Source organism: Streptomyces sp. NPDC048506 (genome assembly GCF_040651315.1).
Lineage (GTDB): Bacteria > Actinomycetota > Actinomycetes > Streptomycetales > Streptomycetaceae > Streptomyces.
The window spans coordinates 111,971-122,344 of the sequence record NZ_JBEZIX010000030.1 but is presented as its reverse complement, the minus strand read 5'-3'; the positions used below and the strand labels follow the sequence as shown (position 1 = coordinate 122,344).

Here is a 10,374-nt window from a genome sequence, read left to right as displayed (position 1 = left end):
CACACTCTACCCCTACCCCCCGCACTCCTTTTTTGTGGGTTTCCGGACGTAAAGCGAAGCAGTCCGGAAACCCACCCCCGCAGGACCGCCCCCGCCACCCACCACACACCCAGGGCCCCACCCCAACAAACCCCTCCGCCGAAGGCGAAAAGAAGAAGAACAGCAACCCCCACGGCGGGTCAGCCGACAACGTGGGCGGCCGGAACAACCGCCGAGACCCGGAAACCGCCCGCCTCCGTAGGCCCCGAGACGAACACGCCCCCGAGCTCCGTCACCCGCTCCCGCATCCCGACCAGCCCGTTGCCGCCGCTCGGCAGCCCCGCCGACGCCGGATCGCCCTCGCGCGGGCCGTTCTCCACCTGCACCGCGAGCTCACCGTCCCGATGCGCCAACCGCACCCGCGCCCGCGCCCCCGGCGCATGCTTGTGCACGTTCGTCAGCGCCTCCTGGACCACCCGGTACACCGTCTGCTCCACCCGCGCCGCATACCGACGCCCGGCACCGCCGGCCACCTCCCCCTCCGCGGCCCCGTGCACCGACAGATCCACCACCATCCCGGCCGCCCGGGACTGGCCCACCAGATCCCCCAGATCGGCCAGACACGGCCCGTCCCCGTCCGCATCCGCCCCGGACGCCGACGACCGCGCCTCCGCGGCCACAGCCGCCGACTGCGCCTCCGCGTTCGCCCGCACCCGCGACGCCACCGCCGCCAACCGCTCCGGCGCATCCGACCCCGAAGTGCCGCGCCCCGCCGCCCCCTCGGCCGTCCGCAGCACCCCCAGCATCTCCCGTAGCTCCGTCAGCGCCTGGCGCCCCATGTCGCCGACCAGCGCCGCGTTCTTCGACGCCTTCTCCGGGTCCTTCAACGCCACCGCCTGGAGCGCGGCCGCATGCACCACCATCAGACTCACCCGGTGCGCCACCACGTCGTGCATCTCCCGCGCTATCCGGGTCCGCTCCTCGTTACGGGCCCACTCGGCCCGCTCCTCCGCCCGGTCCGCCAGCAGCGACAGCTCGCGCTCCAGACCGTCCGCCCGCTCCCGCAAGGACTCCACCAGTCGCCGCCGCGCCCCGATGTACAGGCCCCACAACACCGGCGGCGCCGTCAGCACCAGCCCCAACGCGAGCGACATCACCGGCACGAACCACACCGGGGGATTGAAGTCCTCCTGCGCCGCCACGTCCTGCCGCAGGCTGAGGAACGTCGTCACCAACGTCCCCATCACCGTCATCCCCGCCAGCAACGCCGTGATCCGACGCGGCAGGTCCGACGCGGCGAGCGTGTACAGCCCCACCACGCTCAACAGCCCGCCCATCTCGGCAGGCATCACCGCTATCGAAACCAGCACCACCACCACGGGCCACCGACGCCGCACCAGCAACACCGGCCCCACCAGCAGCCCCAGCAATACGCCGAGCAGCTCCGGCAGGTGCGCCTCCTGCGCAAACCGCGCGCCCTCGAAGACGCACTCCATGGCGGAAGCCACCGCCAGCGCCACATCCAGTACGGCACTCCGCCGGCGGGCCCACCACCACGGCCCCGTCACCGGCGCACCCCGCGCGCCCACACCTTCACTTGCCCCCGTCGTGGTCATACCGACCAGCGTACGGGCGCCCACCCCGGTTCCCCCGACCAGTTCCCAAGCGCGGTTCTGACCCATTACCAGTCGTTACCGCCGGTTATCCCTCGAAGTGTTGAATCGCCCACATTTTCGATACTTTCCCGCATACGCAACCGACATCCTGTTCCCATGCCGAACACGCATCGAGAACACCCGGACTACGCATCGTTACGCCCCCAGGCGGTCGCCCTCCGCCGCGCCGGCCTCAGCCGCCGCCAGATCCGCGACCGACTGGGCACACCCCTCACCAGTGCCGCATTGACCCACCTCCTGGAGGGCGAGCCGCCTCCCGAGTGGACCAAGCGCCCGAACGCCAAGGACGACCTCCGGGAGAAAGCACGCGAGCTGCGACTCACAGGGAAGACCTACGACGAAATCGTGGCGGAGCTGGGCGTATCCAAGAGCTCGGTCTCCCTCTGGGTCCGCGACCTGCCCAAGCCCCGGAAGTCCCCGGAAGCCATGCACCAGATGCGTGAGGCACGGTGGGCGCCGTACCGCGCAGCGCGGGACAGAGCGATTCGGCAGACCAGGGCAACGGCAACCGGAGAGATCGGCGAGCTCACCGACCGGGAGCTGTTCCTCGCCGGGGTCGCCCTGTACTGGGCCGAGGGCGCCAAGAGCAAGGCGTACGACCGGCGGGAAAGCGTGAACTTCGTCAACAGCGACCCCGGCGTCATTCAGACCTTTCAGGCCTGGCTGCGCCTACTCGGCGTGGAGCCGGAGCGAGTGACCTTCCGGGTCATGATCCATGAGAGCGCCGATGTCGCGGCGGCCGAGCGCTACTGGGCCCAGCTCGTCGGCGTCGACGCCGCCACGCTCCAGAGGACCACGCTCAAGAAGCACAACCCCAAGACCACCCGCAAGAACGTCGGCGAGGGCTACCGCGGCTGCCTGGTGATCAGGGTGCTACAAAGTGCAGAGCTATACCGTCGCATCGAAGGCTGGTGGTACGGCATAGTGTTGGGTGCCAAGCGGCCAGCCTGACGGAATGTCCGGCTTGGATCGCTTCACTATCCCCTGTGGTGTAATTGGCAGCACTGAGGCTTTTGGTGCCTTATGTCCGGGTTCGAGTCCTGGCAGGGGAGCAGAGCAAAGTTCGGGTCCTGATCGCAAGATCAGGACCCGCCGTCGTTTCGGTCGCAATACGCCCCGGTATCCTTCGGGTGACCACCACCCGAAGTAGCCAAGAAGCCGAAGGGCATCCCCGTGAGCGCCAACCGCCCGGCAGCCGTCGTCGTTCTCGCAGCGGGTGAGGGAACCCGCATGAAGTCGGCGACCCCCAAGGTCCTGCACACCCTCTGCGGCCGGTCCCTCGTCGGACACGTCGTGGCCGCCTCCCGTGAGCTGGACCCCGAGCACCTCGTCGTGGTCGTCGGCCATGCCCGTGAGCAGGTGCAGGCCCATCTCTCCGAGATCGACCCGGACGTGCGCACCGCCGTGCAGCACGAGCAGAAGGGCACCGGCCACGCCGTGCGCACGGCGCTGGAGGAGCTGAGCAACGGCGGTGTCGCGCTGGACGGCACCGTGATCGTGGTCTGCGGTGATACGCCGCTGCTGACCGGCGAGACCCTCCAGCGGCTGGGTGCGGTGCACTCCGCGGACGGCAACGCGGTCACCGTGCTGTCCGCCGAGGTGCCGGACGCGACCGGCTACGGGCGCATCGTGCGGGACCACGCGAGCGGTGCCGTGACCGCGATCGTCGAGCACAAGGACGCGTCGGACGCGCAGCGGGCGATCCGGGAGATCAACTCGGGGGTCTTCGCGTTCGACGCCCGGTTGCTGGTGGACGCGCTGGGCAAGGTGCGGACGGACAACAGTCAGGGCGAGGAGTACCTGACGGACGTGCTGGGCATCGTGCGGGAGGCCGGGCACCGGGTGGGTGCGGCGGTTGCCGGTGATCACCGGGAGATCCTGGGGATCAACAACCGGGTGCAGTTGGCCCAGGCGCGTGGGCTGCTGAATGCGCGGTTGCTGGAGCGGGCGATGCTGGCGGGCGTGACGGTGGTCGATCCGGCGTCGACGTTCGTGGATGTGTCGGTGTCGTTCGAGCAGGACGTCACGGTGCACCCGGGGACGCAGCTGCTGGGCGCGACGCAGGTGGCGGCCGGTGCCGAGGTGGGTCCGCATTCGCGGCTGACGGATACGTCGGTGGGTGCGGATGCGGTGGTGTCGTTCACGGTGGCCGAGGGTGCACGCATTGGTGCGGGGGCGAATGTGGGCCCGTATGCGTATCTGCGTCCGGGGACGGATCTTGGCCCGAAGTCGAAGGCCGGGGCGTACGTGGAGATGAAGAACGCCTCGATCGGGGAAGGCACGAAGGTGCCGCATCTCTCGTATGTGGGGGATGCGACGATCGGCGAGTTCACCAATATTGGCGCGGCGAGCGTGTTCGTGAATTATGACGGTGAGGCGAAGCACCACACGACCGTCGGTTCACATTGCAGGACGGGGTCGGACAACATGTTTGTGGCTCCTGTCACGATCGGGGACGGCGCTTATACCGCGGCCGGCTCGGTCATCACCAAGGATGTGCCCCCGGGTTCGCTGGCGGTCGCGCGTGGCCAGCAGCGGAATATCGAGGGTTGGGTCGCGCGTAAGCGGCCTGGAAGTGCCGCCGCGCAGGCTGCTGCGGCTGCTCGCCGGGAGCCCGAGGGCGAGCAGTGATCGTGATGTCTCCCAGCGTCAGCTGGGGGAGGGTGCGCCGTGCGGGGCGTACCGTGATGAGCGCACGCAAACTGTGATTCGAGGAGATTTGCTGTGACCGGGATCAAGACGACCGGCGAGAAGAAGCTGATGCTCTTCTCCGGCCGCGCCCACCCCGAGCTGGCGGAGGAGGTCGCGCATCAGCTGGGTGTGGGGCTGGTCCCGACGAAGGCTTTTGACTTCGCCAACGGTGAGATCTATGTCCGCTATCAGGAGTCGGCGCGTGGTGCGGATTGCTTTTTGATCCAGAGCCACACGGCTCCGATCAATAAGTGGATCATGGAACAGCTGATCATGATTGATGCGCTGAAGCGGGCTTCGGCTCGTAGCATCTCGCTGATCGTTCCGTTCTACGGCTATGCCCGGCAGGACAAGAAGCACCGTGGTCGTGAGCCGATTTCGGCGCGGCTGATCGCGGATTTGATGAAGACCGCGGGTGCGGATCGTGTGGTGACGGTCGATCTGCACACGGACCAGATCATGGGCTTCTTCGACGGTCCGGTGGATCACCTTTTCGCGCTGCCGGTGCTGGCGGATTACGTGGGCGCGAAGGTGGACCGCGAGAAGCTGACGGTGGTTTCGCCGGATGCGGGTCGGGTGCGGGTGGCGGACCGCTGGTGCGACCGTCTGGGTGCGCCGCTGGCGATCGTGCACAAGCGGCGTGACAAGGACGTGGCGAATCAGGTCACGGTGCACGAGGTGGTCGGTGATGTGAAGGGCCGGGTGTGTGTCCTGGTCGACGACATGATCGACACCGGCGGCACGATCTGTGCGGCGGCGGATGCGCTGTTCGCGAATGGTGCGGCGGACGTGATCGTGACGGCGACGCACGGTGTGCTGTCGGGTCCGGCGGCGGACCGGCTGAAGAATTCGAAGGTGAGCGAGTTCGTGTTCACGAATACGCTGCCGACGCCTTCGGAGCTGGAGCTGGACAAGATCACGGTGTTGTCGATGGCGCCGACGATTGCGCGGGCGATCCGCGAGGTCTTCGAGGACGGTTCGGTGACCAGCCTGTTCGAGGAGCAGTGAGCTTCGTCGCTGGCTGATTGATCGACTTGGGGCGGCCTCCCGCCGCCGGGTAGACTCACGGAGTTGCTCGGCGAGGGAGGCCGTCCCCTGTTTGGGGGTACGGCGGTCCGTTATCGACGCGCTCTTCGTAGCAGGTCTGTCGTGGGCCGGGTGACGCCCGACATATCTGGTTGAGATGCGAGGAGTGCAGTTATGGCTGAGGTCAAGCTTGCCGCTGAGGTGCGTACGAACTTCGGTAAGGGCGCTGCCCGTCAGACCCGTCGTGACAACAAGGTTCCGGCGGTCGTCTACGGTCACGGTGCGGAGCCGAAGCACGTGGCGGTCGACAGCCACGCGCTGATGATGGCCCTCAAGACCCCGAACGTCCTGATCGCCCTGGACATCGACGGCAAGAGCGAGCTGGTCATCCCCAAGGCCGTGCAGCGTGAGGCCATCCGTGGCTTCCTGGTGCACGTGGACTTCCTGGCCGTCAAGCGCGGCGAGAAGGTCACCGTCGAGGTGCCGATCCACACCGAGGGTGAGCTGGCCGCGGGCGGCAACCTGCTGGAGCACGTGCTGAACGCCCTGCCGATCGAGGCCGAGGCGACCCACATCCCGGAGGCGGTCACGGTCTCCATCGCGGGTCTGGACGCCGGTCACTCGGTGCTGGCGAAGGACATCGTGCTGCCGTCCGGCGCGTCGCTGGCCGTTGAGGAGGACGCGGTCGTGCTTCAGGTCGTCTCCGCGCAGGCCGAGGCTCCGGCCGAGGGCGAGGGCGAAGAGGCCGCCGAGGCCTGAGCCCGGTTTGCCTCACCCTGGTAAGACACTGTCCAACCGCTGCCGCGCGCCTTTGGGTGCGGGGTGGCGGTTGGACTGTTTCGTAGAGATGTGGGAGACGCACGGATGACGGATGCAGAGCAGCCCTGGCTCGTGGTCGGGCTGGGTAATCCCGGGCCGGAGTACGCGGGCAATCGCCACAATGTGGGTTTTATGGTGGCGGATCTGTTGGCCGAGCGCATGGGTGGCCGTTTCAAGGCGCACAAGGCGCGGGCGCAGGTGGTGGAGGGGCGGTTCGGTGCGCCGGGGCCGGGTGGTCGTCGGGTGGTGGTGGCGAAGCCGTTGTCGTTCATGAATCTGTCGGGTGGGCCGGTGACGGCGCTGCGGGATTTCTACAAGGTGCCGGTGTCCCATGTCGTTGCGATTCATGATGAGTTGGACATCGATTACGGTGCGCTGCGGCTGAAGGTGGGCGGCGGTGACAACGGTCACAACGGTCTGAAGTCGATCACGAAGTCGTTGGGTGCGGAGTATCACCGGGTGCGGTTCGGGATCGGGCGTCCGCCGGGTCGTATGCAGGTGGCGGATTTCGTGCTGAAGGATTTCTCGTCCGCGGAGCGGCGGGAGTTGGACTACTTCGTGGACCGTGCTGCGGATGCGGTGGAGACGTTGGTCGTGGATGGTCTGGAACGGGCGCAGAGTACGTACAACACGTGAATGGGGCAGCGGGGGTCAGGGGCTGACGAACGGTTGCCGGAGGTTGACCGGGCGCTGGTGGATGGCCAAGGATCGCGGCCATGCCCAGAAGCAGTACGCGCACCAGTTCGGTCAGGCGGAGTCGTACCCGGCGGGTCGGTGAGAGCGCCTACGGGGCGCTGCTCGTCGCCCGGATGGGGTTGATGGGCCTGTTGGCGTTGCTCCTGTTGGTGGCGGGGGTGTGGACGTCGTGGGACACGGCGCGGTACGCGATGCTCATCGGGGTCAAGGAGCGCGGCACGATGACGGTGTCGGCGTGTGCGGGCGAGCGGTGTACGGGCCCTTATGTGCCGTCGGCGGGGGCGGGTCGGCCGCGGCCGAAGGTGTCGGTCGCGAAGGCGGCGGCTCCGGAGAAGGGCGAGCGGGTCGAGGTGGTGTTGAAGCCGGGGACGGCGCAGGCGGTGCGGACCGGGTTGGCCGGGGTGCTGCATGCCTGGGTGCCGTTCGCGGGGTCGTTGTTGCTGGCGGCGTTGGTGGTGGCCGGGGGGATGCGGCTGCGGCGTACGGCGTGGGTGATGGGGTTGTTGGGGGCGGCGTTGTTGGGGGCGGCGTTCGCGGCGATGTAGGCCCGTGTTCCGGGTGCGTCGGGTGGGGTGAGATGTGCGGCGGCGGCCGGCTCCTGGTGTGGGAGCCGGCCGCCGCCGTGTGTGGGTGGGGGTGGGGTCAGCCGGTGTTGCGCAGGCCGGCGGCGACTCCGTTGACGGTGAGGAGCAGGGCGCGGGCGAGGACCGGGTCGGGTTCTTCGCCGCGTTCGGCGGCGGTGCGCTGGCGGTGCAGCAGGGAGACCTGGAGGTAGGAGATCGGGTCGAGGTAGGCGTCGCGGATGTGGAAGGTCTGCTTGAGCACGGGGCTGGCGTCGAGGAGTTCGGCTTCCCCGGTGATGCGCAGGACCTCGGCGACGGTGAGTTCGTGTTCGGCCTTGATGACGTCGAAGACGTGCTTGAGCTCGTCGGGGACGAGGGTGTCGACGTAGTGCTGGGCGATCCGCAGGTCGGTCTTGGCGAGGGTCATCTCGACGTTGGACAGGAAGTTGCGGAAGAAGTGCCAGTGCTCGTGCATCTCGTCGAGGACGGTGTCGAGTCCGGCTTCGCGGGCGGCCTTGAGGCCGGTGCCGACGCCGAACCAGCCGGGGACGATCTGGCGGGACTGGGTCCAGCCGAAGACCCAGGGGATGGCCCGGAGTCCGTCGAGGCCGGCGCCGGAGTCGGGGCGGCGGGACGGGCGGGAGCCGAGGTGGAGTTCGGCGAGCTGGTCGACGGGGGTGGAGGCGAAGAAGTACGCGGGCAGGTCGGGGTCTTCGACGAGGCGGCGGTAGGCGCCGTGGGCGGCGTCGGAGACGGTTTCCATGGCCGCGTCCCAGCGGGCGAGGGCCTCGTCGGACTGGCGGGGGGCGGTGTGCAGGGCGGAGGCCTGGAGGGTGGCGGCGACGGTCAGTTCCAGGTTCTCCCGGGCCAGTGACGGCACGAGGTACTTGTCGGAGATGACTTCGCCCTGTTCGGTGACCTTGATCTCGCCTTCCAGGGTGCCGTAGGGCTGGGCGAGGATGGCGTCATGGGAGGGGCCGCCGCCGCGGCCGACGGTGCCGCCGCGGCCGTGGAAGAGGCGGAGTCGTACGCCGTGTCGGTGGGCGACGTCGCGGAGCAGGCGCTGGGCGCGGTGGATCTCCCACTGGCTGGTGGTGATGCCGCCGAACTTGGAGGAGTCGGAGTAGCCCAGCATGACTTCCTGGACGTCGCCGCGCAGGGAGACCAGGCGTCGGTAGGAGGGGTCGGAGAGCATTTCGTCGAGGAGCCGGTCGGCGATCTTCAGCTCGTCGGTGGTCTCCAGGAGGGGGACGATGCCGATCTTGGCCCAGCCGGCGTGCAGGTCGATCAGGCCGGCTTCGCGGGCGAGGACGGCGGCGGCGAAGACGTCGTCGGAGCCCTGGCACATGGAGATGATGTAGGACTCGATGACCTCGGGGCCGAAGGTCCGCTTGGCGTCGAGGATGGTGCGGAAGACGCCGAGGGTCTTGGCGCCGGCCGCGTCGAGGGGCGGCGGGGTGGGGGCCAGCGGGCGGCGGGAGCGGAGTTCCTTGGCCAGGAGCTTGCGGCGGTAGTCGCGGGGCATGTCGACGTAGCGCCAGGATTCTTCGCCGAGTCGGTCGAAGAGCTGGCCGAGGGCGTGGTGGTGGGCGTCGGCGTGCTCGCGGATGTCCATGGTGGCGAGCTGGAGGCCGAAGGCGGAGATGGTGCGCAGGGTGCGTTCCAGTCGGCCGTCGGCGATCAGGCCGCCGCGGTGTTCGCGCAGCGAGGTCTGGATGAGGGTGAGGTCTTCGAGGAGCTCGTTGGTGCCCAGGTAGTCGCGGCCGGGGACGTGGGGGGTGTCGTTCGCCAGGCGGTCGCGGGTGTTGACGAGCTTCTGGCGGATGCAGGTGGCCTTGAGGCGGTAGGGCTCTTCGCTGTTGAGCCGCTTGTAGCGGGGGCTGATCTCGGGGAGGAGGTCGAGGTCCCGCTGGAGGGAGGCGAGGAGTTCGTCGGTGGCGCCGCAGTTGCGGATGGAGTTGGAGAGGGCGCCGCGCAGCTCGTCGACGTGTTCGAGGGCGTCGGTGATGCCGTGTTCGTGCTGGAGGATCAGGACGTCCCAGGTGACCTGGGGGGTGACGTTGGGGTTGCCGTCGCGGTCGCCGCCGATCCAGGTGCCGAAGGTGAGCGGGCGGGTGCCGGCGGGCAGCTTGGTGCCGGCCCGTTCCAGTTCGGCGGCGAGGTCTTCGAGGACGTCGCCGACGGCGCCGCGGCCCAGTTCGTCGAGGTAGTAGATGGCGTTGCGGGCCTCGTCGGTGGGCTCGGGGCGGGCGACCCGGAGCTCGTCGGTCTGCCAGATCAGGTCGATGCTCTCGGCGAGGCGGAGGTCGGCGCGGCGGCGCTCGGCGGGGTCGGTGCGGTCGAGCAGCTCGGCGACCTTGCGGAGCTTGGTGAGCACCGAGCGGCGGGCGGCCTCGGTGGGGTGGGCGGTGAAGACGGGGCGGACGCCGAGGTTGGCGGCGGTCTCCCGGAGGTGCTCGGGGTCGGCGTCCTTGAGCATGTCGGCGGTGCGGGCGAGGATGCCGCCCTCGGCGGCCCGCCGGGCGCGCAGTTCGCGGCCGCGGTGGACCTGCTCGGTGACGTTGGCGAGGTGGAAGTACGTGGAGAAGGCGCGTACCAGCTTGGCGGCGGTGGCCAGGTCGGTGTCGCCGAGGAGGCGGGCCGCGGCTTCGCCGTCGGAGCGGGTCAGGGCGCGGACCTGCTCGACGAGGTCGAGGAGGTCCGGGCCTTCCTGCCGGACGAGGGTCTCGCCGAGGAGGTCGCCGAGGCGGCGGATGTCGGCGCGCAGGGCGGTGTTGCCGCCGGCGCCGGTCTCGGGGGCGTCGGTGGCGGCGAGCTCGGCGGGGGTGTTGTCGGCACTGCTCACTGGTGCGGCTCCTTGCAACGGTCAGGGACGTCGCACCGCGACTCGTCGGAGGGCGGTGGCGGCTGGTACTCCCCCAGCT

The 10,374-nt window shown here is 69.1% G+C and carries 8 protein-coding genes and 1 tRNA gene; 7 read left to right on the top strand and 2 right to left on the bottom strand.

Translation table 11 applies throughout. The features are described 5' to 3' along the window. Positions 1-179 precede the first annotated feature (179 nt). Positions 180-1,595, bottom strand: a complete 1,416-nt coding sequence (locus tag AB0C96_RS24510) for a histidine kinase (protein WP_362919859.1) — start codon at positions 1,593-1,595, stop codon at positions 180-182. Positions 1,596-1,751: 156 nt separating this feature from the next. Here AB0C96_RS24510 and AB0C96_RS24505 point away from each other — a divergent pair, with 156 nt between their 5' ends. The 7 genes from AB0C96_RS24505 (at position 1,752) to AB0C96_RS24475 (ending at position 7,432) form a co-directional block, all read left to right on the top strand. After that, positions 1,752-2,606 carry a hypothetical protein gene (locus tag AB0C96_RS24505; protein ID WP_362919858.1) on the top strand — a complete coding sequence of 285 codons (855 nt, stop codon included), beginning with the start codon at positions 1,752-1,754 and terminating at the stop codon, positions 2,604-2,606. A 29-nt stretch (positions 2,607-2,635) separates the two neighbouring features. After that, positions 2,636-2,707: transfer RNA gene (locus tag AB0C96_RS24500), tRNA-Gln, on the top strand. A gap of 121 nt (positions 2,708-2,828) precedes the next feature. Next, positions 2,829-4,286 carry a bifunctional UDP-N-acetylglucosamine diphosphorylase/glucosamine-1-phosphate N-acetyltransferase GlmU gene (gene glmU / locus AB0C96_RS24495; protein WP_362919857.1) on the top strand — a complete coding sequence of 486 codons (1,458 nt, stop codon included), beginning with the start codon at positions 2,829-2,831 and terminating at the stop codon, positions 4,284-4,286. A gap of 93 nt (positions 4,287-4,379) precedes the next feature. Continuing rightward, complete coding sequence (locus AB0C96_RS24490; protein WP_362919856.1) at positions 4,380-5,354, top strand: ribose-phosphate diphosphokinase; 975 nt, start codon at positions 4,380-4,382, stop codon at positions 5,352-5,354. 192 nt (positions 5,355-5,546) lie between these two features. Further along, positions 5,547-6,131, top strand: a complete 585-nt coding sequence (locus AB0C96_RS24485) for a 50S ribosomal protein L25/general stress protein Ctc (protein WP_362919855.1) — start codon at positions 5,547-5,549, stop codon at positions 6,129-6,131. Between the two features lie 105 nt (positions 6,132-6,236). Further along, positions 6,237-6,827 (top strand): aminoacyl-tRNA hydrolase, encoded by a 591-nt coding sequence (gene pth, locus AB0C96_RS24480; RefSeq protein WP_362919854.1) that lies wholly within the window; start codon positions 6,237-6,239, stop codon positions 6,825-6,827. A gap of 80 nt (positions 6,828-6,907) precedes the next feature. After that, positions 6,908-7,432 carry a hypothetical protein gene (locus AB0C96_RS24475; protein ID WP_362919853.1) on the top strand — a complete coding sequence of 175 codons (525 nt, stop codon included), beginning with the start codon at positions 6,908-6,910 and terminating at the stop codon, positions 7,430-7,432. Positions 7,433-7,529: 97 nt separating this feature from the next. On the opposite strand, the gene ppc is transcribed toward AB0C96_RS24475, so the two are convergent. After that, positions 7,530-10,217 carry a phosphoenolpyruvate carboxylase gene (ppc, locus tag AB0C96_RS24470; RefSeq protein WP_362919867.1) on the bottom strand — a complete coding sequence of 896 codons (2,688 nt, stop codon included), beginning with the start codon at positions 10,215-10,217 and terminating at the stop codon, positions 7,530-7,532. Positions 10,218-10,374 lie beyond the last annotated feature (157 nt).

Excerpts from the sequence above, each read along its gene's own strand:
- AB0C96_RS24485 (WP_362919855.1), top strand. The coding sequence starts at position 5,547 with ATGGCTGAGGTCAAGCTTGCCGCTGAGGTGCGTACGAACTTCGGTAAG.
- AB0C96_RS24505 (WP_362919858.1), top strand. The coding sequence starts at position 1,752 with ATGCCGAACACGCATCGAGAACACCCGGACTACGCATCGTTACGCCCC.
- AB0C96_RS24475 (WP_362919853.1), top strand. The coding sequence starts at position 6,908 with ATGCCCAGAAGCAGTACGCGCACCAGTTCGGTCAGGCGGAGTCGTACC.
- pth (WP_362919854.1), top strand. The coding sequence starts at position 6,237 with ATGACGGATGCAGAGCAGCCCTGGCTCGTGGTCGGGCTGGGTAATCCC.
- AB0C96_RS24510 (WP_362919859.1), bottom strand. The coding sequence starts at position 1,595 with ATGACCACGACGGGGGCAAGTGAAGGTGTGGGCGCGCGGGGTGCGCCG.